The sequence below is a fragment of the Thalassotalea euphylliae genome (assembly GCF_003390375.1).
GTDB classification, from domain to species: Bacteria; Pseudomonadota; Gammaproteobacteria; order Enterobacterales; family Alteromonadaceae; genus Thalassotalea_F; species Thalassotalea_F euphylliae_A.
On sequence record NZ_QUOT01000001.1, the window covers coordinates 2,689,929 to 2,714,277 of the forward strand.

General features: G+C 44.0%; 22 protein-coding genes. 5 read left to right on the plus strand and 17 right to left on the minus strand.

The window, feature by feature from the left end; translation table 11 throughout:
• Positions 1-31 precede the first annotated feature (31 nt).
• On the plus strand, positions 32-763 hold the full coding sequence (gene arsH, locus DXX94_RS11975; RefSeq protein WP_116016161.1) for an arsenical resistance protein ArsH: 732 nt from the start codon (positions 32-34) through the stop codon (positions 761-763).
• Between the two features lie 180 nt (positions 764-943).
• On the opposite strand, the gene DXX94_RS11980 is transcribed toward arsH, so the two are convergent.
• The 7 genes from DXX94_RS11980 to ubiE form a co-directional block, all read right to left on the minus strand.
• On the minus strand, positions 944-1,342 hold the full coding sequence (locus tag DXX94_RS11980; protein WP_116002152.1) for a CBS domain-containing protein: 399 nt from the start codon (positions 1,340-1,342) through the stop codon (positions 944-946).
• 2 nt (positions 1,343-1,344) lie between these two features.
• Positions 1,345-1,695, minus strand: coding sequence for a P-II family nitrogen regulator (locus tag DXX94_RS11985; protein WP_116002151.1), 351 nt, complete (start codon positions 1,693-1,695; stop codon positions 1,345-1,347).
• A gap of 9 nt (positions 1,696-1,704) precedes the next feature.
• On the minus strand, positions 1,705-2,514 hold the full coding sequence (locus DXX94_RS11990) for a DUF1538 domain-containing protein (protein WP_116016163.1): 810 nt from the start codon (positions 2,512-2,514) through the stop codon (positions 1,705-1,707).
• Positions 2,511-3,215 (minus strand): DUF1538 domain-containing protein, encoded by a 705-nt coding sequence (locus tag DXX94_RS11995; RefSeq protein WP_116018483.1) that lies wholly within the window; start codon positions 3,213-3,215, stop codon positions 2,511-2,513. Before DXX94_RS11995 ends, DXX94_RS11990 begins: the two co-directional genes overlap by 4 nt.
• A gap of 452 nt (positions 3,216-3,667) precedes the next feature.
• Positions 3,668-5,311, minus strand: a complete 1,644-nt coding sequence (gene ubiB / locus DXX94_RS12000; RefSeq protein WP_116016165.1) for a ubiquinone biosynthesis regulatory protein kinase UbiB — start codon at positions 5,309-5,311, stop codon at positions 3,668-3,670.
• Positions 5,312-5,425: 114 nt separating this feature from the next.
• Entirely contained in the window at positions 5,426-6,061 is a 636-nt protein-coding gene (locus DXX94_RS12005) for a ubiquinone biosynthesis accessory factor UbiJ (RefSeq protein WP_116016167.1), read from the minus strand.
• A gap of 3 nt (positions 6,062-6,064) precedes the next feature.
• Positions 6,065-6,856, minus strand: a complete 792-nt coding sequence (ubiE, locus tag DXX94_RS12010) for a bifunctional demethylmenaquinone methyltransferase/2-methoxy-6-polyprenyl-1,4-benzoquinol methylase UbiE (protein WP_309545219.1) — start codon at positions 6,854-6,856, stop codon at positions 6,065-6,067.
• A 198-nt stretch (positions 6,857-7,054) separates the two neighbouring features.
• Here ubiE and DXX94_RS12015 point away from each other — a divergent pair, with 198 nt between their 5' ends.
• Together DXX94_RS12015 and msbA are read left to right on the plus strand one after the other, a co-directional pair.
• On the plus strand, positions 7,055-7,453 hold the full coding sequence (locus tag DXX94_RS12015) for an acyl-CoA thioesterase (RefSeq protein WP_116016169.1): 399 nt from the start codon (positions 7,055-7,057) through the stop codon (positions 7,451-7,453).
• Between the two features lie 145 nt (positions 7,454-7,598).
• The gene (msbA, locus tag DXX94_RS12020; protein WP_116016171.1) at positions 7,599-9,377 is read left to right on the plus strand and encodes a lipid A export permease/ATP-binding protein MsbA; all 1,779 of its coding nucleotides are present in this window, start codon (positions 7,599-7,601) and stop codon (positions 9,375-9,377) included.
• A 200-nt stretch (positions 9,378-9,577) separates the two neighbouring features.
• Here msbA and DXX94_RS12025 read toward each other — a convergent pair whose 3' ends face one another.
• Both DXX94_RS12025 and DXX94_RS12030 read right to left on the minus strand, forming a co-directional pair.
• Positions 9,578-9,916, minus strand: coding sequence for a PDZ domain-containing protein (locus DXX94_RS12025; protein WP_116016173.1), 339 nt, complete (start codon positions 9,914-9,916; stop codon positions 9,578-9,580).
• Between the two features lie 357 nt (positions 9,917-10,273).
• Positions 10,274-12,364, minus strand: coding sequence for a winged helix-turn-helix domain-containing protein (locus DXX94_RS12030; RefSeq protein ID WP_181901546.1), 2,091 nt, complete (start codon positions 12,362-12,364; stop codon positions 10,274-10,276).
• Between the two features lie 168 nt (positions 12,365-12,532).
• On the opposite strand from DXX94_RS12030, the gene DXX94_RS12035 reads away from it, so the two are divergent.
• Positions 12,533-13,309: a hypothetical protein gene (locus tag DXX94_RS12035; RefSeq protein WP_116016177.1), complete on the plus strand. Its 777-nt coding sequence runs from the start codon at positions 12,533-12,535 to the stop codon at positions 13,307-13,309.
• Positions 13,306-15,297, plus strand: a complete 1,992-nt coding sequence (locus DXX94_RS19405) for a serine hydrolase (RefSeq protein ID WP_220348083.1) — start codon at positions 13,306-13,308, stop codon at positions 15,295-15,297. Before DXX94_RS12035 ends, DXX94_RS19405 begins: the two co-directional genes overlap by 4 nt.
• Positions 15,298-15,376: 79 nt before the next feature.
• On the opposite strand, the gene DXX94_RS12045 is transcribed toward DXX94_RS19405, so the two are convergent.
• From DXX94_RS12045 to prlC, 8 genes are all read right to left on the minus strand, one after another.
• Positions 15,377-16,582: an NAD(P)/FAD-dependent oxidoreductase gene (locus DXX94_RS12045; RefSeq protein ID WP_116016179.1), complete on the minus strand. Its 1,206-nt coding sequence runs from the start codon at positions 16,580-16,582 to the stop codon at positions 15,377-15,379.
• Positions 16,583-16,689: 107 nt separating this feature from the next.
• Entirely contained in the window at positions 16,690-17,220 is a 531-nt protein-coding gene (ftnA, locus tag DXX94_RS12050) for a non-heme ferritin (RefSeq protein ID WP_116016181.1), read from the minus strand.
• 141 nt (positions 17,221-17,361) lie between these two features.
• Positions 17,362-17,814 carry a peroxiredoxin gene (locus tag DXX94_RS12055; RefSeq protein ID WP_116018487.1) on the minus strand — a complete coding sequence of 151 codons (453 nt, stop codon included), beginning with the start codon at positions 17,812-17,814 and terminating at the stop codon, positions 17,362-17,364.
• Between the two features lie 51 nt (positions 17,815-17,865).
• Positions 17,866-18,021, minus strand: coding sequence for a hypothetical protein (locus DXX94_RS19335; RefSeq protein WP_181901547.1), 156 nt, complete (start codon positions 18,019-18,021; stop codon positions 17,866-17,868).
• Positions 18,022-18,090: 69 nt separating this feature from the next.
• Positions 18,091-20,046, minus strand: coding sequence for a methyl-accepting chemotaxis protein (locus DXX94_RS12060; RefSeq protein WP_147302277.1), 1,956 nt, complete (start codon positions 20,044-20,046; stop codon positions 18,091-18,093).
• A gap of 281 nt (positions 20,047-20,327) precedes the next feature.
• Complete coding sequence (locus DXX94_RS12065; RefSeq protein WP_116016185.1) at positions 20,328-21,128, minus strand: class I SAM-dependent methyltransferase; 801 nt, start codon at positions 21,126-21,128, stop codon at positions 20,328-20,330.
• Positions 21,128-21,835 (minus strand): DNA-3-methyladenine glycosylase I, encoded by a 708-nt coding sequence (locus DXX94_RS12070; RefSeq protein ID WP_116016187.1) that lies wholly within the window; start codon positions 21,833-21,835, stop codon positions 21,128-21,130. Before DXX94_RS12070 ends, DXX94_RS12065 begins: the two co-directional genes overlap by 1 nt.
• Positions 21,836-21,858: 23 nt before the next feature.
• On the minus strand, positions 21,859-23,904 hold the full coding sequence (prlC, locus tag DXX94_RS12075) for an oligopeptidase A (RefSeq protein ID WP_116016189.1): 2,046 nt from the start codon (positions 23,902-23,904) through the stop codon (positions 21,859-21,861).
• Between the last annotated feature and the right edge of the window lie 445 nt (positions 23,905-24,349).

Sequence of the window (24,349 nt, forward strand, 5' to 3'; positions counted from 1 at the left end):
ATAGCTTGTCTTAACAAACATAGGATAGCTAATGAATTACCTAGAAAATAATACCTTTAACCTCAGTTCAAGTGTAACTAAGCCGAGCACCCATAAACCAAGAGTATTGGTGCTGTACGGATCGCTAAGAGAGGAATCCTTGAGTCGTTTTGCGGCACAAGAAGCGGGTAGAATACTCGAACATTTAGGCGCTGAGGTAAAACTCTTTAACCCTGCGGAGCTGCCAATGTTTGATAATGGCGCGTCAGTCCCGCCCCCAAAAGTGAAGGAATTAAGGCAACTCGTTATGTGGTCAGAAGCTCAAGTGTGGAGTTCGCCAGAAATTCACGGCAATATGTCAGGGGTGTTTAAAAATCAAATTGACTGGATTCCGCTCTCTGATGGTGCCGTGCGCCCGACACAAGGGAAAACACTGGCGATTATGCAAGTAACAGGTGGCTCTCAAAGCTTTAACGCGCTCAACAATATGCGAGTCTTGGGTCGGTGGATGCGTATGCTAACCATACCGAATCAGTCATCGGTAGTGAAAGCTTGGCAAGAGTTTAACCCTGATGGAACAATGAAAGCGTCACCCTTTAGGGATCGCATTGTTGACGTGATGGAAGAGTTAATGAAATTCACCTTGTTAACTCGCGATGCCAACCCTATGCTCACTGACAGGTTCAGTGAACGCAATACGCAAGCATTACAAGCGGTTAAGGCGCAAGTTGCGCAAGCTAATGTACTAGAAGAAAGAGTAGAGGGGAAAGCAGCTTGTTGCTAGTGACTAGTCTGAACTAATTTATCTGAGCTAGTTTATCTGAGCTAGTACATCTGAGTATATCAGGGCTTTAAGCTAAATTAGTCGCGTAGTCTTAGTTTTGGATAAAAAAGGTCAGCTGTTATCACGCTGACCTTTTTCGCATTTTTTTGGAAATAAGCTTATTGCAAGCAGTGCCAGCGATTATTCAAACTGTTCAATAGTTTTCATCAACAATTCTTGGTAGCCAACTAAGCCCAGAATTTGCTCTGATTCAATCACTGGCGCGCAGCTTAAGCCAAACTTATCAAATAAGCGTGCACAGTAGCGTACATCCATTTCTGGTGGCACGGACATTACCGGCTTAGACATAATTTCATAAATATTCACGCGGTCAAGCGAGCGATCTTTAGCCAGCACTTTTTTCGCGATATCTGAAAGTAATAAAATACCGTAAGCGTCATGTTGGTCGCGTTTGTTTACGATCACAACTTGGGTATTCTTTTCTTTCATCGCGGTAAGTGCTTCGCGCACTGTTTGCATGCCGTCAAGTTGGGCATAGGCTGAGGTCATAACATCTTTTGCTTTGATGGTTTGTTTCATACTCACAGTTCGTTCTCCACACTTGAGCTTAATTGACTGATTTGATGAGATACGCCAACTGCGTCTTCAACATCAATTTGGAAGGCAATACCTGAGCCTGGTTTTTCGTCAAACTCACCTACTCGGGCGATTTCTTCCAGAATATGGCGTGACATGTGCTCTTCTACCAACAGTAGTACCACGTCACGTTGGGTGACTAAATCTAAGCCAAAAAAGGTTTTTGACTTGTTTAACCCTTCTCCGCGAGCATTATTGATAACAGTCGCGCCCGTCGCGCCTGTTTCACGAGCAGATTCAACGACTTGATCTGTGAGTGCATCTTCCACGAAGACCACAATAAGTTTAAAGCGCATAATAATTCCTTAAGATTGAGCCGCTTCAGGGCGTTTGCGCTGAGCGTACCATTGACTTAATTGTGCATAGGCCATTACCGACATCATCGGGAACAGGCTAGCAAAAGCGATTAATCCAAAGCCATCAATAAGTGGGCTTCTGCCCGGCACAGTTTCCGCTAGGCCTAAACCAAGCGCTGCGACTAATGGCACGGTTACGGTTGATGTTGTTACCCCACCGGAATCATACGCCAGTGGAATAATCAGTTTCGGCGCAAATAAGGTTTGGATAACCACAACGACATAGCCAGCAATGATGTACCAGTGAATAGGGTCGCCAACAACAATGCGGTAACAACCCAAAGAAATACCAATAGCAACGCCAAGTGCAACTGAAATACGCAATCCCCAAATACCAATGGCACCACCTGAAACTTGGTTCGCTTTAATCGCCACGGCAATTAATGAGGGTTCGGCAATTGTTGTACTAAAACCGATTAAGAAAGCAAATAAATAAACCCAGCCATAGTCTTGCCAGCTAAGTGTGATAGCCTGTTTAACCGCATTAAGTGCTTCGCCACCAGCAATAAACACAGGGTCAGTAAGTTGCTGCGCCATCAGTTTACCAAGTGGGAACAAGGCTCGTTCTAGGCCGACTAAGAAAAACGTTAGGCCGACGACAACCCAAACAAATCCTGTCAGAACCTTGCCGATATTGGGCACTGGCTGGCGTATGACGGCAAATTGAAAGCCAAAAATAATAACGGCAATTGGAATAACATCCGTTACCGTACTGAGCATGGTTTGTGCGAGATTGGTCAAAATCGTTAGTAGGTTCATAGCATCACCATCCCGTAAACCATAACAAACATCATTGGCGTTAATGACGCGAGCGCAATCAAACCAAAGCCATCAATCATTGGGTTACGACCTTTAATGGAAGATGCAAGTCCGACCCCGAGAGCCGTCACTAAAGGCACTGTGATCGTTGACGTAGTAACACCGCCAGAGTCATACGCGATACCAATAATTTCAACCGGTGCAAATAAGGTAAGAATTACCACCAAGACATAGCCACCAATAATTAGGTACTGAATTGGCCACCCCTTAAGAATTCGAAATACACCAAGCACAATGGCAAGTCCCACTGATAAAGCAACGGTAAATCGTAGGCCACTAGCATAGCTAGCTTTTGCTGCTTCATCGGCGGCAATCATGTTGCCACTGGCAGCGACTTCCGCAGCCTCTGCCGCAACGGCGATAAGCGCAGGCTCGGCTACTGTTGTACCAAAACCCAGTGCAAAGGCAAAAACGAGCAGCCAAAAGACACTGCCTTTTTTGGCAAATGCGTGAGCCATGGTTTCGCCAATAGGAAACAGGCCTTGCTCTAAACCGTGGATAAAAAAGGTCAAGCCGAGCAGTACAAAAAGTACACCGACTAAGAGCTCTAGCACGTTAGGTAGGGGTTGTTGAATAATGACTAGCTGAAAAAACACGATCACGGCAATAATTGGCGCTAAATCGCGAATACTGCCGAGCATAAATCCAGCGAGCTTTTTGATGGTTTCTTGCAAGCTGAGCGAGTTCCTTGTCTATATTTTCTTCATATTAGCAGTTGGCTACTGCTTAGGTTTTGATTTAAAACAAGTCTAATACCAATTTCAATAAATGCTTGATCATTCTGACTGGTTAAAACGCTCATCAACTGTGTTGTTATTTTTGAAATTAGAACAACTAGTTACCAAAAAATAACGCCTTGCCTACATGGATGTAGGTACTTAGGTTTTGCTGGGAGCATAAAACCTGTGTTTATGAGCCTTTTTCCTTCGCCATAATTGCTCAATCCATTAATTCAATTGGTATAAAAATTGATTTTGAGAATGCTGGAAAATTTCTGAGTGAGGGGTTACGCCGAATAGCAATAGAGAGCAGAGCTGCGGACAGAAGAAAGCAGAAGAAGAGGAGCTGCTAAACTCCTCAATAAGAATTAGCGCTAGCGAGTACTGAGTGCCTTGATTGCAAATAGTACGGCAATAGCACCAGTGACAGAGGTTACAAGCCAGTTCTGAGCAGGCAAACTTAACGCGCTAGTAATCATTGCACCGGCTGCAAGAATTGAATATGTCAGCTGGCGTGATTTTACTTGCTGGTGTTGTTTGATTTGGGTTAATAATTCAATTTGCTGTAAATGTGCCTGTTTTCCTGAGTGCAAAAAGTCATAAACAAGATCAGGCACTTCCGGTAGTTTTTCATTCCAAAACGGCAAGTTATCTTTAATTTTGCCGAAAACTGCTGAAACACCCATTTGCTCTTTTACCCAGTTTTCTAAGAAAGGCTTAGCGGTTTGCCATAAGTCTAACTGTGGGTAGAGTTGGCGCCCTAAACCTTCGATATAGAGTAAGGTTTTTTGCAGTAAAACCAACTGTGGTTGTACTTCCATGTTAAATCTGCGCGCTGTGTTAAACAGGTTCACCAACACTTGGCCAAACGAGATTTCGGCCAGCGGCTTATTAAAAATAGGCTCGCAAACCGTGCGAATAGCAAATTCGAATTCATCGACGCTAGTGTCGCGTGGCACCCAACCTGAATCGACATGTAATTGCGCGACTTTGCGGTAATCGCGATTGAAAAACGCGACAAAGTTTTCAGCCAAATAGCGTTTATCTTCTTTGTTTAGTGTACCAACAATACCGCAATCAATGGCGATCCAAGTTGGATCGCTTGGGTTGCTGGCGTTAACAAATACATTGCCGGGGTGCATATCGGCATGGAAGAAGCTGTCGCGAAATACTTGCGTGAAAAACACTTCAACGCCGCGTTCAGCCAAGAGCTTCATATTGCAGTCAAGTTCCTGCAAGGTTGCCACTTCACCAACACCTATGCCATAGATGCGCTCCATCACTAACACGTTCTTGTGGCAATAGCTGCTGTAAATTTCAGGTACGTATAAGTGATGATCTGTATCGCGACCTTGCGTGAAATTGCGCTTTAGTTGAATGGCATTAGCCGCTTCACGGTTTAAGTCTAATTCATCTAAAATGGTTTTCTTGTATTCATTTACCACTTCTTTTGGACGCAACCGTTTACCGTCGGGCAGCCACTTGGCGACAATGCCTGCAAACATCAACATCACGTTAATGTCAGCGATAATAGTTTTTTCAATACCCGGGCGAAGTACTTTTAGCACGACTTCTATGTCGTTACCGTCGTCATCCAATAACGTGGCGGTATGCACTTGCGCAATCGAAGCAGACGCAAGCGGCTCTCGTTCAAAATTTTTAAAATGCGTGGTAAAGGCTTCGCGTCCAATCGATTTTTCTATTTGTTTTAATGCTTGCTCGCCAGAAAATGGTGGCACTTGGTCTTGCAGTAACGCTAGCTCTTCGGCAAAAGCCTGTGGCAGCAAGTCTCTGCGTGTTGAGAGCATTTGACCAAACTTGATAAACACTGGTCCTAACGCCTCAATGGCTAAACGAAAACGCTGGGCATCGCTTTTATCTGAATGCTTGTTGTATAACCAAAACAGTGAAAGCCTTGCCAGTTTTACATACCAAGGAATAGCTTTGCTTGGCAGCAGGTCGTCTAATCCATGCTGAAGAAAGGTTTTAATAATTCGATAAATTCGTAAGCTGCGCACGTTGGCATTCCGTTAGTGTTATTGGCTTAAGCCGCTTAATTTGATTTGCTATGTTCAACCTATGTTCAACAAGGCTCTGATTAATAAAGCCAAGATATTAGCCAGCTACAATCGCTAATGATGGCTAAGTTTTGTGATTTTTGCTGACAGTTCATCAATGCGTTGAGCAAGCTGCTCTGCGTGTTGCTGGTTGTCTTTTACGCCTTCGTTAAAGTGACGCAATTCGCTAGCAGAAACAACTAACTGTTGCTCAAAGACCAAGTATTCGCTCATATCTGCGCTGATTTGCGCTTTAGCAAAATTCAGTTTGTCTTTCGCTTTAGCCACAAGGGTTAGCAACTTGTGTGTTGCAACATCACCAATATGTGCCTCAATGGCACTGCCCCAGTCAATCTCAATACTTTCTGCTAAGGCAGCAAACTGCTGTGCGAGTTTCATATCGCCAGAAATATCGAGCTGGTCTGCCTTTATTAATTCAGTAAGTTGGTACTCACTTTTTATTTTATTCAGTGTTGATAGGCTAGTAGTAATGGTGCAGTCGGCAGCTGGCTGCTCAGGGCTCGTGACGAATAACTTCGCCGAGATGTATTGAAATTGCAGTGAAAAGCCCAGCTCTTTGAGGTCAATAGCAAGTGCTTTGCCTTGATACTTTTCGGCAAAAGTTACTGGCTTTTCACTTAGTGCAAACGCTTGATTAGCGATAGTTTCTATCGCTGAACACAGCAATTGAGCAAGTAAAGCAGGTCGCATAAATTAGAACTTGTAGCCCTTGTGTAACGCCACAATGCCACCGGTTAAGTTGTGATAAGTGGTTTGTTCAAAGCCTGCATCATTCATCATAGTTTTTAACGTTTCTTGATCTGGGTGCATGCGAATTGATTCGGCTAAGTACTGGTAGCTTTCGCCGTCTTTGGCGACCAGTTCACCCATTTTAGGCAATATGTTGAAAGAGTAGAAATCGTAAGCTTTGTTAAGTATTTCGTGTTCAGGCTTTGAAAACTCTAATACCAGTAGTCGTCCACCAGGTTTTAATACACGGAAAATTGAACGCAATGCGTTGTCTTTGTTGGTGACATTACGCAGACCAAAAGCGATGGTCACAATATCAAAGGTATTTTCTTCAAATGGCAAATGTTCGGCGTTTGCTTGCACATACTCAATGTTTTGCACTAGGCCGCGGTCGCGCAATTTGTCACGACCCACATTAAGCATTGAGCTATTGATGTCTGCCAAAATCACTTTACCGTCTTTGCCCACAAGCTGAGAGAACTTCGCCGTTAAATCGCCCGTGCCACCCGCTAAATCTAAAACTTTATTGCCTGGACGTACGCCTGAAGCGTCAATGGTAAAGCGTTTCCATAAGCGATGAATACCGAAAGACATCAAGTCATTCATAATGTCGTATTGTTTCGCTACAGAGTGGAATACACCTGCCACCATAGATTCTTTAGAACCTTTTTCTACCGTTTGGTAGCCAAAATGAGTGGTTTCTTGATCTGTTGCGTTTTGGTTTTCAGTTTGTTCGTGCTGCATGGGCTGAGACATCAATTATTCGTTTACCTTTTCAAGTTGACGCTAGTGTACTGCAAGCCTTAGTTAAAATCAGCTTTTGCCGATATATTTTAGCGAGAGATTGATCTAGGGCACCTTGGGTTACTTTGGTAGTTTTTCTACGACATATCGCCTGAATACTGGCGGAGCGTGATAAACTTAACTTCAACAGTTTATTGATAGGTATAACGAATGACATCAACCTCGCAAGATTGGGCCTTTTTCGGTCGCCGTTTAGTGCAAACCGGCAACCTTAACCATAATGACACCTTGTTTGGTGGCACTATGTTGGCGTGGATAGACGAAGAAATTTATATTTATGCCAAATGCCAACTAGGCAATCAAGATGATATGACCATGGTAACGGCTCGATTTGGCGAAATTAATTTTCGTGCACCAGCTTTTAAAGGCAATATCATCGAATTTGGTATGAAAACCAAGAACCTTGGCCGTACATCAATCACGGTTGATGTATTGGTGCGCAATAAATCAACCCATTGCGTTATCTGTGAAGTGCACGATGTGACCTTTGTTTGTGTTGACCCTGAAACCATGAAGCCGATCCCTCACGGCTGTTTGCCAGAAGACTAATCACATTGACGAGAATCTCATAGAGTCATGCCAATGCCCGTAAACTTTGTATATAATTAGCAAAATTTCAGCGCAGAACGTTTTCTATCAGCGTTAAGTTATTATTTCAGCTAGATTGCATACGCAAGACACGAGAATTTAATCCATGGGAAATGGCTCCAAAGAAGTATCGCCAGCCGAACAACACGTAACCGAGTTAAACACTTGGCTTAATTTTAAGCGCTTGATTCGTCATGCGTTTCCTTACCGAGCAGCATCTTTTTTTGCGATATTTTGCATGCTTGGCTATGCCTCAATTGATGTTTACTTCTTATCTAAATTGCCAGCGCTGATAGATGAAGGCTTAACGGGCAAAAACCCTGAGTTTATGAAGTGGGCCCCGCTGTTTGTGATTGTCTGCTTTATTTTGCGCGGCACTTTCCACTTCTTAAGCAATTACTGTTTAGCATGGGTTGGTAACAATGTGGTTGCAGACCTTAGGCAAAAGATATTTAAGCATGTTATGGCAATGCCCGTCGCATTTCACGATAGCACGTCTACTGGTACCTTAATTTCGAAGTTAACGTTTGACACGGAGCAAGTGCTGCAGGCGGTGAGCAAGTCATTATTGACGCTGGTTCAGCAAGGCGGCTTTGTGATTGGCTTACTATTCTTAATGTTTTGGGAAAGCTGGCAGTTATCAGCCATTTTCTTAGTGATCACGCCAATTATCGCGGTGATTGTGACCATAGTGTCTAAGCGTTTTCGCAAGATCAGTAAAAATATTCAAAACGCCATGGGTGAAGTGACCAGCGCTGCAGAGCAAACGTTTAATGGGCACAAAGTTGTTATCACGTTTGACGGCCAAGAGCGTGAAAACGATCGCTTCTACCAAATTAATAAGCACAATCGCCAGCAACGGATGAAAATGGTCACCGCTAAGTCTGCCAGTGTGCCAATTATTCAAATTATTGCGTCATTCGCTTTAGCCTTTGTACTGTATGTGGCGACATTAGATGGCTTTGTTGACAGCCTAACGCCGGGTGTATTTATGGGCGTAGTAACTTACATGACCATGTTGCTAAGGCCACTGAAATTGCTCACTAACGTGAACAACGAATTCCAGCGTGGTATGGCGGCTAGTAGCAGTATTTTTGAATTGCTGGACAAGCAACCAGAGCAGGAATCCGGTGATAAGGTGCTTGAGCAATCGCAAGGTGCTTTGACCGTTCGCAATGTGAGCTTTGCTTACCCGAACGAAGAAAAGCTAACGCTCGACAATATCAGCTTTCACGCCAATACCGGCGATACAATTGCTTTGGTGGGCCGCTCTGGTAGCGGTAAATCGACCTTAACGTCGTTGTTATTAAGGTTCTATCAAGCGCAAAAAGGCGAAATTTTAATTGATGATACTGATATCTCGACACTGACGATCAAATCGCTACGTCGCCAATTTGCTTATGTATCTCAACAAGTTGTGCTTTTTAACGACTCGCTTGCTAACAACATTGCTTATGCCAAGCCTGAAGCAAGCCGCGAAGAAATCATTGCCGTCGCAAAGAAAGCTCACGTATTGGAATTTGCTGACAAATTGCCGCAAGGCTTAGACACTAACATTGGCGACAATGGCGCCCTACTCTCAGGTGGTCAGCGCCAACGGGTAGCAATTGCTAGAGCATTGTTATGTGATGCACCTTTCTTAATTTTAGATGAAGCCACCAGTGCATTGGATACTGAATCTGAGCGCCATATTCAAGATGCTTTGACCGAACTGCAACAGCAACGCACATCAATCATTATCGCTCATCGTTTATCGACGATTGAAAGTGCCACCAACATTTTGGTGATCGATCAGGGTAAAGTGATTGAGCAGGGTAACCACGAAGTGTTACTAGCCAAAGATGGCGCTTACGCGCAGCTGCATAAGTTTCAGTTTGCTCAATAACTAACAAACCCAGCATATAGAACGTAAAAGGCTAGCGAAATTGCTAGCCTTTTGTTTTCAAATAGCTGGGTATTCTTTTCTTGGTTTACCAATCGGTGAGGCGTATATCATTGGAATGTATCTTCTGGCCTCATTGAAACTTTTAATGTTTAAAGCGCCCGAATAACCAAACTTTGATGCATGGGCAGCCTCAATTACGTTTATTGCAGTGCTACATTGGCTTCGTAAGTTTCACCATTTGGTTTCATCATATTTAACAGAACCATTTCTCCTACTTGCTTTTGCAGTGATTTTTTGGCTTTTTTTGCATCGCAGCCTGGAATTTGACAGCCATCTATGGCGATAATTTGGTCACCAATTTTGAGGCCCTCTTGTTCAGCAGAAGAACCTTTAACCACCGACTTTATCGTTGCTTTGGTAACTTCAGGGCTAAAAAAACCAGATACGTTTACATCCAAGACAAACCCTTTTTCACCTTTCTCTGCCGCAAAAGCTTGGCTAGATAAAAGCGAGAATAAAATGGTAACGAGTAGCTTCATGGTTAGTTTTTCCTTAAAAATGAATTCCTTAACTCTGGTGTGTGGTTAAATTAACAACAATTGCTGAAAATTACCACAGGAGACAAATTTAGATACAATTTCGTAAGTTGGTGATTACGTAATACACTTTTATGTGGTGATATTGAAGAGTGCATAAACGCTGAGCTAGTACTTCGGTATTAAGCGAATAAAACAGGCGTTACTGACAAAGAAAAAAATTAGGTTTCATTAACGCCACTAGAAACGGAGAAATGAAATCTATTTCAAACACTATATCTCTGAAAGCCAATGCAAGTGTCCATTTGCCATGCTAAACAGCACCCCAATTACTGTCGATTGTATGTCTTCTTGCCTCCCCTACTTAGGCTGGCTAAATTCAACTAGCTCTCGTCTGCCGCCAATGAATTTGCTCGCTAGTATTTCATCATTTCGAATATCAGTTACATAAAGAATATCTTTATCAAGGTTAGCAATGGTTGTTAACTGATTTAATTTTAAATCGTAACGCCAAAGCTCTGCTTGCGAACTAATGCCATAAAGCGAGTCACCTTTTAACAATAAATAATCGTCAAACAGCTTGTTGGTCAAAATGTTAAGCGGTTGAATATCTGAGCCAGAGCCAGAGCCAGAGCCAGAGCCCGAGTCTGAATCAGAATGCAGCATGGCTTGGCTTAGGCTATTCAGATAAAGCAATTGATCTGCTTGATAGTAGGCAGCCCATAACACTTGCTCTTGGGCTAAATCGGTAGCTTCACCGCTATTGATATCAATCGCAAACAATCGCTGCTTTTCAGTTCGGTTATCGGTTACCAGCAGTGTGTCTGGGGTCGTCCAAGGCATCAACACGCTCACCGCTATCGGTGATTCGATAAGCCGATAGCTAGCATCTAAGCTAATTAACGCAATTTGGTTGTTTACATTAACGGCTAGAGTTTGCCCGTCAGGTGACCATTCGTATCGGCTACTTCTTAGTCCTTGTTTAAATTGTGTAAGTTGGTAGGTGCTCGTGCCATCAATTACCCATAGCTGGCGTTTGCCAGAGCGGTGCGAGATAAAGGTGATGAGCTCGCCGCTAGGTTGAAATTTGGCATTGAAATCAACAGAAGTAGAGCGAGCAAACGTCTCTATATCTGCCTCTTCTTCGCTTTCTAGGGACAGGTAGCCAATATCATAGTCTTTAATACCAAAGGTAGCGGCAAACTTTACTTGGCTCGGGTGATAACTAGGATTCCAGAGTCCAGAGTGGCTTGCAGGGTGCACCAAGGTCAAGTCGCCGTCGACATCAAGGCGATATATTTGTCCTTCAAGATGAGTCAAAAAATGCTCACCGTCAGGCGAAAAGTCAATTGGAAAGCGAGCATCTGCAGAATAATTTTCTGGTGATGATATTTGTGCTTCGCTCTTTGTTATTCCGTTAACAGACAAAATTCTCAATATATGTTCATTGTCATCACTGATAGATACGGTTGCCAATCGATCTAAGCGATGGGAATAATCCAGCGAATATATTCGATCGCTTTCACTTGTCGGTATGTTAGTGAGTTCATCAGCAACAGCATCATAGACAACCAGTGTCGGTTGATTTCTGTCAGGTGTGGGATATTGCAGCATTGCTATTCGGCCATCATTTAGCCAACTAGGGTGCGTTGTTTTTATATTGGCACAGTTGTAACGCAATAGATTTTTAGCATTGCCATTCCAAGCTTCAGCAAAATCTAGCGTCTGTAATTGCCAACATTGTTGCGTATTTTCAAGGTCATCAGTGCAATCAGATTGCAAGATAAACGCTAACTGAGAACCATCCGACGACCAACTTAGCTGGCTATAATGCCCAGGCTCTGTGCTTAAACGCTCTTCTTGGTTGTTGGTTAAATCTTTAGCCCATAAGTGACTAATGCATTGGCCAACATAACGGTTGAAAACTAAGTACCTACCGTCAGGGGAATAGGCGGCATTGAATTCTTGTTCGTCACTGGCTGTGAGTGGCGTAACGCGATCAAAAATGGCTTGCTCAGACGGAATTAACATGAAAACAAGTAAAGCGACACTCGCCAATGCCGCCAAAGCATACCGATAGGTTAGTGATTTATTTGGCTCTAGTTCGCGAACTGGCGTTTTCTGACTGTTATTTGTTTCCCAACGCACATTCGCTTCTAAGCTGTAGCCCTTTTTCGCGTGAGTTTTAATAAATGCTTGTTGTTTGCTGTCGTCACCGAATGCTTTGCGTAACTGGGCAATGGCACGTTGCAACGTATTGGGGCCAACGACGCTGCTTTCCCAAACTACATCCATTAACTCATCATGGCTGACAACTTCACCGGCTCGGCTCGCTAACACCTCTAGTACTTTTAATGCTTTAGGAGGAATCTGGGTCGCTTGTTGTTGATGCTTTATTTGGTTTCGATTGACATCGATAAAGTAGTTGTTAACCCAAAACTGCGTGGCCATAAAAAAGTTCATTCCTTGGTAATTCTGCTCAAATCTTACCGCACAGACTCACAAAATAAAGCTGAAAACAGAGAAATCAGCTAAACGTCAGGTTTTTTTCATGTGCTTCAGGCGTTGCGCTGGCAGCTTGATACTCAACTTTTGTATGCAAACAAAATAAGGAAGTGCATGAGTATTCAACCAAGGTTAAAAAATCTAGTGGTAACCCTTTCTTTGATTGCTGGCTTGGTGACTGGTTTAGTTGTTGTGTTTTATGTCCATGCTTTGGCTGGCCTATGGGCTGAGCCGATTGCTTTTTCCGAGCCTCCAGCTTTTGTCGAAAAGTATGTGGCTAAACGATATAAACAAGAAAGCTCAGCACCCGATGAAGCAGTAACCAAAGCCAAGCTTACTACTGACTATTTCATTGAGGCGGCTTTAGTACGCAACGTTATGGTTAACGGCGAATCACCTACAGAACTCATAAGACTATTTACCCATTCAGACAAAGTGAAACGGATCAAAACTGCCGCTGCGTTCGCTGATGTAAACATGAAGTTGTCTCATGATGAAGGTACTGATTTTGACAACAAACGAAAGGCGTTTTGGCAGCAAGTTGAAGTGCACAGCGCAGATATTCAAAGCGCGCTGTTCGAAGCGTTAATCGTCACGGCGCAAGAACGCACTAGAACTTATATACCGTATACGCTCGCATGGTGGATGCAAGAGGATAAAGCCAAAGCTGTTGAAATGCTGACTTGGGCAGCAAAGCACCATCCCGACCCTTGGGTGCGCAATTTTTCTGTGTATTACGTGATTCAATTTGGCGGTAACGAGGAATACGCTCAAGAACTCATCCAAAGCCAGACACATGACCCCGTGTTTAAGGTTCGACACCGTATTCTTGAACAACGATTTAGACGTTTTGAAGAAATGCTATTTGGCAAAGAGGAAGAACAATCATGAAGGTAACTATTAAAAATTTATTGGCATTAGCACTAGTGACAAGTTTTAGCGGTAATGCACTGTCAAAAGCTGAGGATTTACAGTCTTCATTAACTGGCCCATATCTTGGCCAAAAAGCACCTGGGTTAACGCCAGAAGTTTTTGCGCCGGACATTGTCTCTACCAAAGGATGGGAATACGGCGTTGTTTTCTCGCCACGCTTGGATGAAATGTATTTTGTTCGAGAAGTGATTAAAGATACTAAACCATATCAAGAATTTGTCGTTTTTGTACAGCATGATGATAAATGGCAGGAACGTGTTATTTCCAAAAGGGTAGGAACGCCGACACTATCGCCTGATAACAAAACGATGTTTTTTGGTCGCAGCTTTAAAACTCGAACAGCGTCAGGTTGGTCTGAAATGCAGCGGCTAGGCACTGAATTTGAAGATTTCAGGATTATGCGCGTTACCGCTTCATTAAACGGAACCATAGCATTTGATGTTGCTGAAAAAGAGGGGGTGCTGCGCTATTCCAAACTAGAGAATGGCAAACGCGTAGCCCCCAAACCATTCCCTAAGCACATCAATACAGGTTTATGGAATGCACACCCGTTTATTGCCCCTGATGAAAGCTATGTTATTTGGGATGGTCAACGAGGTAGTGATGACAGAAATTCAGACTTGTTTATCAGTTTTAAAGAGCCTGATGGCAGTTGGGGTGAGGCGATTAAATTTAGCGAGAACATTAATACTGAAGTTTCTGAATTCGCCGCACAAGTCTCGCCTGATGGTAAATATTTATTCTTTAACCGCAGTTTAGGTGACCGCAACGTGGACACCTTTTGGGTTGATGCCAAGGTCATCGAGCAACTAAAACCTACTCATATCAAACAATATCACGCTAAAAGCGCACCGCGGGGGACAGCCGCACAAGCTGTCGGCTCATTTAGGGATATTCCTGCGCTTAAAAATGCGTTTTTCGATACGGCGCCATCATCTTCAGATAGCAGTTTAGCGGCAAGGCAACTGGCCGTGGCGGAAGACAAGACCAAAGCGATTATTCAGCTGGCGAAAGAAATAGGTGCCGTTAAACATGGCAATTACGACAGCCTGTTAATCGCCCATAACAATGCTTTGGTTTTTGAAAGTTATCAGCAAAGAGGACGTTACAATCTGGCTCACCCGCAAGCCTCTGCCACCAAAGGCTACACAAGTTTATTGGTTGGCCGTGCGGTTCAGCTAGGTTACTTGTCTATGGCTGATCTTGATAAGCCAATCATCAGCTTTTTAAATGAAATAGATAAAAGCGAACTAGTTAAAGGCGCTGAGAAAATTACATTACACAAAGCGCTCACTATGCAAGGTGGTTTAACCATTGATGAGGAAAGATGGCAGGAATTAGAAAAGTCGCCCGATCAGCTTCAGGGTCAAAAACTGGTTCAAGCGTTACTAGAAAACAGTGCACCGATAACTGATGAAACCCAAGTATACAAATACGGTAACTACAACCCCATGCTCGTTATGACTGTGATTGATTCGGTAACGCCAAAGGGTGCTAAACACTTCATAAAAACCGAAGTGTTAGATAAGTTGAATATTGCTAATTACCATTGGAGTACACACACTAGCGGCCTACCCCAAGCAGGTTGGAAGATTAGCTTAACGTCACGTGATATGGTCAAATTGGGCTTAATCGTCGCCAATCAAGGTAAGTGGCAAGGAGCACCGTTTGTTTCTGCTGACTATTTAGCGAAAGCCACAAGCGCTTTTGCCAATCCACCTGAAGACTTTATTCCAGAGGAATATCGGTACGGCTATTTCTGGTACACCACGCCAGTACAAGTGAAAGGCAAAACTTATGTGGCCAATTTGGCATGGGGTGGCGGTGGACAGCGCGTTATTGTGGTCGCAGAGCTTGGGCTAGTTATCGCCATTACTGGCCATGACAGAGACGATAAAATCATGGCACAAATTACCGATACAGTTATCCCTGCATTTGCGGATTAGTCAATAAAGCTAGTGTTATTGATGACAATACCAAGTGCAAACTTAAGTGCTTGGTATTGTCTTTTTGTTGATAGGCCGTTTATACCGCCTGCCCACAAGCTACGCCAGAGCTCCACGCAAATTGGAAGTTGTACCCCCCTAGCCAACCCGTTACATCAATCACTTCGCCGATAAAAAACAAGCCTTTGGCGTTTTTTGCTTCAAAAGTTTTTGAACTGAGTTCGTCGGTATCTACCCCGCCTAGGGTAACTTCGGCGGTGCGGTAGCCTTCGGTGCCGTTGGGCTTTATTTGCCAGTGGTGTAGGTACTGCTGTAAGTAAGTGACTTCTTCATTACTTAACTGGCTGATTACTTTGTCGGTCAGCTCTTTGTTATTCACCATAGCTTCTACTAGGCGCTTTGGAAGCACAGTGGTTAGCAAGTTTTTTAGTGATTTTTGAGGGCTGTTTTGACGCCATTCTTTTACAAGCTCTGCTATTGGGCTGTCAGGTAATAAGTCGATGGTGACTGCCTGCCCTGCTCGCCAAAATGATGAAATTTGCAGTATTGCTGGCCCTGATAAACCGCGATGCGTAAATAAAATATTCTCACGAAATTGAGTGCCATCATCTGCTGTCACCACTGTTGGCAAACTAATGCCTGACAAGCCATCAAAACGTTGTTTGTCGTGATCGTGCAGGGTAAATGGCACCAGTGCCGCCATGGTTGGTAAAACGTTTAAACCAAATTGTTCAGCAATTTTATAACCGATAGGTGTTGCCCCTAGTTTTGGCATGGTTAAGCCACCAGAAGCGATAACCAAAGACTGGCACTGGTAAGTGTCGCCTGAGGTGACGACTTGGTAGCCCTGCCCGCTTTCGTCCTCAGATAAAGGCGTCACCGATAATACTTCGCTGCGTAGCGCTATATTTACCCCTGCCCAGTCGCATTCGATCATCAAAATATCAACGATATCTTGTGCGCTATCATCGCAAAATAGTTGGCCTAAAGTCTTGTGGTGATACGCCAAGCCGTGGCGGTCAACTAATTCGATAAAATCTTGTGCGCTGTAGCGACTAAGTGCTGATTTAACGAAATGTGGATTTTGGCACAGGTAGTTTTCTGGGCGGGCGTTTTCGTTGGTAAAGTTGCAGCGGCCACCGCCACTGATCAGAATTTTACGGCCAGGTTTTTTACCCATGTCCACAATAGTCACAGATTTTCCGCGATAGCCGGCGGTAGCTGCGCACATAAGGCCGGCGGCACCTGCGCCGATAACTAAAACATCTGTTTGGACTACTGACATGGAATGTGGCTCATAAAGAATAAAGCGCACATTATAGTGAGGTTATAAAAAAGGGGCTATGAAGCCCCTGTTATTTTTTGTGATGTATTTGCTTAAAGCAAGTGTGCTTAGGCGCTGGCATCTGTCATTACGCTGCCGTTGCCGCCAGATTTTGCCATTTCAGCCAAATCTTTATCAACGAAGAACAACGCGTGGCCATCGTGACCCACAAGATTGATTTTATCTAGCACGCTCTTGAATAAGGTTTCTTCTTCGTGCTGCTCAGCCACATACCATTGCAAGAAGTTAAACGTTGAGTAGTCTTGCGTTGTGAAAGCCTTGTGAGCAAGCGCGTTAATTTGCTCCGTGATATGGCATTCGTGCTTATAGGTTTGCTCGAACACATCCGCAAGTGAGCTGAACTCATGTGGTGGCGCTTCAATAGCACCTAGAATTGGCAACGCACCTGTCTCACTCACGTAAGTGAACAAGCGATTCATGTGGTCCATTTCTTCAAGCGCGTGCTTGCGCATGAACTCTGCCGCTCCCTCAAAGCCTTGGTCTTCACACCAAGCACTCATTTGTAGGTACATATTTGATGAGTAAAACTCTAAATTAATTTGTTGGTTAAGCTCTTTAACCATTTCCGGCTTCAACATAGGAACAACCTCACAGCGTTAATAATGGCGGCATTGTGCCAAAAACTTTTGATGAAGACAAATAAAAACCAATAAAAACAAATGGATACAAAGTGATAATGGTTATTGTTTATCTTCTGTTATGCACTCAACGTGTAATATTTACAGCGCAGCAAGCACAGCTTCTGCTTTTGACACTTCAAATTCTTTAGGTTTTTCAACATTTAACAGTGTTACTGTGCCATTTTCGATCACCATGGCGTAACGTTGAGAACGCAGGCCGCCAAAGGCGCCAGTTTCCATTTCAAGACCAAGGGCTTTGGTGTAATTGCCGTCACCATCAGCCAACATAGCAATATGCTCTGCGTTTTGTGCTGCGCCCCATGCATTCATCACAAAGGCGTCATTAACTGACACACAAGCGATTAGGTCAACACCTTTGGCTTTAAATTCGTCAGCCTTAACAACATAACCAGGTAAGTGAGCGGCCGAGCAGGTTGGTGTGAACGCGCCAGGTACGGCAAACAGTACAACTTTCTTGTTAGCAAAAAGTTCATCTGTAGCGTGGTTGATCATTTCACCATCTTTAAGTTCTTGTAATTGGCCGCTTGGCATCTTGTCGTTAAGGGCAATAGTCATTTGTTGCTTTCTCGTATGAATGAATTGTTATTTTAGCTTGATTGGCTTACACAAAAAGCCTTTGTCGTGCGCACTACGGGCGCAGTCTTTACAGATAAAACGGGGTTTATCAACAATGTGGATCAACTCATGGATATTTTTCTCAATATCCTTCTTTTTCCACTTACAAAGTGATTTAGCCATAAAAAAACCTCTAACACTTATTCTAAAGTATTAGAGGCTTATTTGCTTGTTCAGATTGGCGAAAAAGCGTTAAGAAACCAGCTTTAAGGTATCGCTGATATCAACCACTTGGGTCGCCACGTCGCTTGAAATGGTCTCAGCGAGTTCGCGAGAGTGAGTTACTTCACCACGGACACTTTCCATTGCTTGCTCAAATTCAGCGAAGTGTTGGCGCTGTTGATTAATCTGCTCTAGCGAGTCGGCGGCAACCCCTGCCGATGCGCTTGCTTGGTCGAGCACGTTGGCAGTGTTTTCATTTAAGGCGTCTGAAATTTCACGCTGTCGGCTAGACGCTGCTTCAATATCAAAAATATTGGTTTCCAGTGCTTTGCTATCGTGGTTTAACTGATCTAAACGATCGCTTACTTGTTTAAGCGATTCTTGCGTTTTACCGGCAAGTTGACGTACTTCGTCGGCAACAACCGAGAATCCGCGGCCATGCTCACCAGCGCGCGCGGCTTCTATGGCAGCGTTTAATGCTAATAAGTTGGTTTGATCGGCAATGGAACTGATCACATCGACAATGGTACCGACACTTTCAACCGACTGACCAAGTGATTCAATCGCTTCTTTTCCTGCTTGCGCGGCTAGGCTGGTTTGCTCGCTGGCAGCGAGTGCTTCATCAACCTTTTGTTGGCTGTCTGTTAGCGCCTGTTGGCTCGCTTGTGCGTTATCAACCACTTGTTGCGACAATGAATTTACATGTTCCGTCACTTGCGATAGCGCCGCCATAATTTCATCAACCGCTGCTAAATGAGCACTGGTACTTGAAGATGAATTTAATATGGTTTGTGCCTGTGTTTCCATGGTTTGCATGGCGGTTGATACTAAGCCAAGCTGTTTCGCTTTTTGCTTATCTTCTTCCGCAAGTTGCGTCACCATTTTATTGAAGCTGCTAGAAATTTGCCCTAGCTCGGTTTTTTCAGGAATACCTTCAATCAAATCAACACGGCCTTCATTCACTAAGGTGACAAAACTGTCACGTAAGCGGCGCAGCGGGTTTAATACAACGGTGCGGGTTAACCAGTAATTTGCCGCTAAAAAGACGACCAGTATCGACATCAGTAAAATTACAACCCAGGTAATGCGATCGTTAATGCTCTTTTGCTCAGCTAGGATAATCGCTTCACCTTCAAGGATAATTTTCTCGATGGCTGATACGTCAGCATTGAGCAAGGCTAAACCTTGTTGGCGCTGTTGTTGCTGTGAAATTGTGTTGTTTAGCTCGCTACGATAGCGGCCCACTAACGAGCGCAATTCATCAAGCGCTTCTTCACTTAAATCTGTTGCCTCTTCTTCATCGTCAAGCAATAAGTCGTCATCATCGCCTAATTCGTCTTCATCACCTGCTTCGACAATACCAAGCAATGGAAAATTAGCGAGCTTGCCAGCCAGGCTATTCAGCTCAGATAACGGCTGGTTAAGCAGCGAGGAATTTACATTGTCGCTAGCAAATACTTTACTACGAACATTGATAACGCTGGTCAACGCAGAGGCAATATTGTTGGTGGTGGCAAGGTAGTCTAATCGCTGGTCGCTGCTTAGCTCATTCGATTGGCGCGCATAATTAGCAAGGCTGCTATTTAGCGACGAGATCCCTTGCTCGTTGTTGCGTAAAAGCGCCATCGGGTCACCACTTAGTTTGCCGAGAGGGCGGTAAGTGTCGGCAATGTTTTGTTTAAGTTCTGTGGTTTTCTCAGAAATAGTAGCACCTAAATCAGCAATCGATAACTGCTCTGCACTGGTATTGATCTGTTCAAGCAAGTTTTCCGCAGTAGTCAGTAAACTCGCATCGCCAAACTGCAAATAGTTGGCGATAGTTCGATAAAAATCGACGGTCGTTAACGACTTCAAATTTTGGTATTCAGCGAGCAGTAGTCGATTGGTTTTTAGCGTGTTGCCGACCTGATACATTGCCAACAAAAATATGATGGCAAAGCTGCTAATGGCAACTACCGATGAACGTGAAAACGTTGAAACTCGCACTGTTTAAATCTCTCAACTGGCCGAATATATTTAGTCGCGGCGGATGGTAACGATCTAATATGACATTTTTGTTACAGCTCGTTTTTTAAACAGTAATGATTTTGTTAGTGCTTTGTTAATAAGGTGTGTTCGGGCAAAAATATTGACAGCTAGGCTATATAACTGGCTCGCTAGAACTTTTGGTTAAAAGAATAGACGGCTAAACGAGTAGGTAGCTAAAAGAATAGAGATAGGGCTTTATGAGTGTTGCTGCCTATAAAAACCAGCAACACGTTGAGCAATTATGCCGGTTTGGGAATCCCTTTATTGACGTATATGTCGAAGCGGTTTTTCTTCATTTTTACTTCGGTTGAAGGTTTTTGATTGGCTAAGTAATCCGCATAGCTAGGGCGTTTCACCACCACACGGTATTCCGCAAGCGCTAATGCTGGTGCGAGTAGTTGGTCGGCATCGAGATCGGCACCAACTAAATGTTGGAATACGCGCATCTCTTTTTTGACCTGGGCCGACTTTTCTTTGTGAGGATACATAGGGTCAAGGTAGACCACATCAATATCATCAAGTTGCGGCATGTCTTGCGTAGACGATTGGTGAATCAATGTCATGCGCTGGGCTATTTCACTGATGTCAGCATTGAGTTGTGCGCGTGCCAGCCCGTCTGCCAGCAAAGCGGCGACCACAGGGTTGCGCTCTACTAGCGTGACTTTGCAACCGAGCGCAGCAAGTACAAAGGCGTCGCGACCAAGGCCCGCAGTGGCGTCTAACACATGTGGATTAAAACCATGTTTTAGGCCAACAGCCTTGGCGATGTCTTGGCCTCGACCACCACCAAATTTGCGGCGGTGACCAACAGCGCCGTCAATAAAATCAACTTTAATCGGGGCGAGCTTAGGTTCATCTAACTTCACTAATTCAAGCACTTGGTCGTTTACTTGCAGCACAAAGGCAAGTTCAGCAAAGTTAGCTGCTGCGGCGATATCGCCGATATAATCAAAGTGCCAACGCTGAGCAACTTGTTTGGCTAGATCAACATCGGTTTTGTGAACGTAGGCAACGGCAACTTGCAGGTGAGTGTCTGCCATTAGCTGTCGTCCTCATGCACTTGGATGTAGTTATCGCCCGTGGCGTAAGCCACAAGTCGACTTAACTGAGTTAAGCTGAGATCGGACTCTTGCTGCCAGCGATTAAACGCAGTTTGAATGGTGGTTAAACTGGCTTTGGTTTGCAAGCCGCCCGAGATTAAGTCGTGCGCCCGAAAGTAGGCTTCAACATCACGTGACAGCAAAAAGGTGTCTTTACCGAGCGCACGCAAGGCGTATGGGCCAGTATTGCCGCCCAAACGGGCACCGTGTTTTTTTAGGTGTGCCCATAGGCCGATAATATTGTCGCTTGGCCATTGGCGAATAAATTCTGCAAATGAATGACCGTTTTGCTGTTCTTCAAAAATCATTTGGGCATTGGCTTTAATGGTTTTTACCTTATTAAAGTTGCGAATAATTTTCGGATCGGCGGCTTTTCGCTCCAGCATATCTTCTGGCATCATCAAGATTTTCTCGATGTTAAAGCCGAAGAACACTTCTTCAAAGTCTGGCCATTTTTGTTCGACCACACGCCAAACAAAGCCCGACTGAAATACTTTTTTCGTGAATGCTGCTAAGTAGCGATCATCGGGTAGCAGGGCTAATGCGCCCTGCTCTTCAACTGGTGGTAGCAGTAAATTTAATTGTGCAACGCCGCCTTTTCGCTCGGCGGCGCGCTGATAGAGTTTATCGAAAGCTTCTAGTTTCATCGTTTAACGCCTGAATGCATCGACTATGCGGCTTGGATGCCGCTGTGTCTTAGTAGCGCATCAATTTCAGGCTCGCGACCACGGAAGGCTTTAAATAGCTCGCTTGGCTCTTGTGAACCACCTTTTTCTAAGATGTTCACCAAGAAGCTTCGGCCAGTGTCTTGGTTAAACACGCCTTCTTCTTCAAAACGAGAGAAAGCATCACTTGATAACACTTCCGCCCATTTGTAGCTGTAGTAGCCAGCAGCATAACCACCACCAAAGATATGACCAAAACTGTGCTGGAAGCGATTAAATTCAGGTGCTTTAACCACAGCGTATTGCGCTCGTACATCGTTTAGCACGGTTTGAATATGCTCGGTTTTTTCTGGTGAAAATTGTGCGTGCATGGTGAAGTCGAACAAACCAAACTCGAGTTGACGCAACATTTGCATTGCTGACTGGAAGTTTTTCGCGGCCAACATTTTGTCTAGCATGCTTTGCGGTAATGGCTCGCCTGTTTCAAAGTGGCCTGAAATGAAGCTTAAGGCTTCTGGCTGCCAGCACCAATTTTCTAAGAACTGGCTTGGTAGTTCAACGGCATCCCATGCAACACCGTTAATACCGGCAACGCTTGAGGCGTTGATTTGCGTTAGCATATGGTGAATACCGTGACCAAATTCGTGGAATAAGGTGACCACTTCATCATGGGTAAATAACGCGGGTTTGTCCCCTACTGGGCCGTTAAAGTTGCAAGTTAGGTAAGCTACTGGCAGTTGCACTATGCCGTTGGCTAACTCACGGCGTCCAACACAATCGTCCATCCAAGCACCGCCGCGCTTTTTCTCGCGCGCGTATAAATCTAAGTAGAAACTGCCGCGTAGCTGTTCGTTTTCGTCGTAAACGTCAAAGAACTTAACGTCTTGGTGCCATACATCAACACCGTCACGTTGTTTAATGGTTAAACCAAATAGACGATTAACAACTTCAAACAAGCCGGCAACCACGGTTTGTTCAGGGAAATACGGGCGCAATTCTTCATCAGAAATTGCGTAACGCTCTTGTTTAAGCTTTTCACTGAAGTAGGGTAAATCCCAAGCAGCTAATGCTTCAACTTGGTGTTTTTCTTTGGCAAATTCGTGCAATTCTGCCAGTTCTTGCTCACCTTGCGGTTTTGATTTTGCCGCCAAGTCTTGTAAAAAGCCAATGACTTGGTCGCTCGAATCAGCCATTTTGGTCGCCAGTGACTTATCGGCGTAGTGTTCAAAATCAAGTAGTTGTGCAAGTTCGTGGCGCAGTGCAAGAATCTCGTTCATCACTTGTGAGTTGTCGAATTCACCTGCATTTGGGCCAAGTTCTGAAGCGCGAGTAACAAATGCACGGTACACTTTCTCACGCAGATCGCGATTGTCGCAGTACATCATGATCGGCAAGTAGCTCGGAAAATCTAAGGTAAATAACCAACCGTCAAGCTCTTTAGCTTGTGCAAGTTGGGCTGCTGCCGCTTTCGCGCTATCGGGTAGGCCACTTAATTCTGTTTCGTCGGTGATATTAACGGTAAATGCTTGTGTAGCATCGAGTAAATTATTGTTAAAGCCCGAACCTAGCTCAGATAATTTCGCCACAATTTCACCGTAGCGTTGTTGTTTCTCAGGTGCTAAGGCAATACCTGAGAGTTTGAAATCGCGAAGTGCATTATCAATGACTTTCTGTTGTGCAGTATCTAGCGTTTGGTAGTGTTCGCTTTCGGCAAGCTGTTTATAGGCTTGGTATAAGCCTTGGTGTTGGCCAACAAAGGTGCCGTACTCTGACAGCAGCGGTAAACAACTTTCATAGGCTTCACGCAATTCATCACTGCTTAACACAGAGTTTAGGTGTGATACTGGTGACCATAACTTTCCTAAAACATCATCAACCTCGTCAATCGGCATCACTAAATTTTGCCATGTAAATGTATCATTTTCGGTTAATACCCGTTCGATACACTGCTTGCAATCAGCAATGGCTTGTTCAACGGCAGGCTTTACGTGCGCTGGTTTAATCGCTGAAAATTGTGGTAGTGCATGTGATTGCAATAATGGGTTTGTCATAGAGTAAGCCTTCGGCATCAGTTGTTATCAGCTATACATTTATAGTCAGTAGTCGCGTAATTCAAGAGGCGCACTATATTTATTGTATGTAATACCAATTTCAATAAATACTTGATCATTCTGGTTGGTTAAAATGCTCATTAACTGTGTTGTTATTTTTTAAACTAGAACAACTAGTTAGCAAAAATAACGCTTTGCCTACATGGATGTAGGTACTTAGGTTTTGCTGGGAGCATAGAACCTGTGTTTATGAACCTTTTTCCTACGCCATAATTGCTCAACTAATTAATTCAATTGGTATTAGTTCTAACTTTTGCAGCTAAGTGCTTGCTCTTATTTGTACCTTTTTGCGTGTAAACCAATTGTATTGTTTTGTTTTACCTTGTTTTACCTTGTGTTACCGCAATACGAGCAGCACAAATTTCGGCATAATATTGGGTTAGCT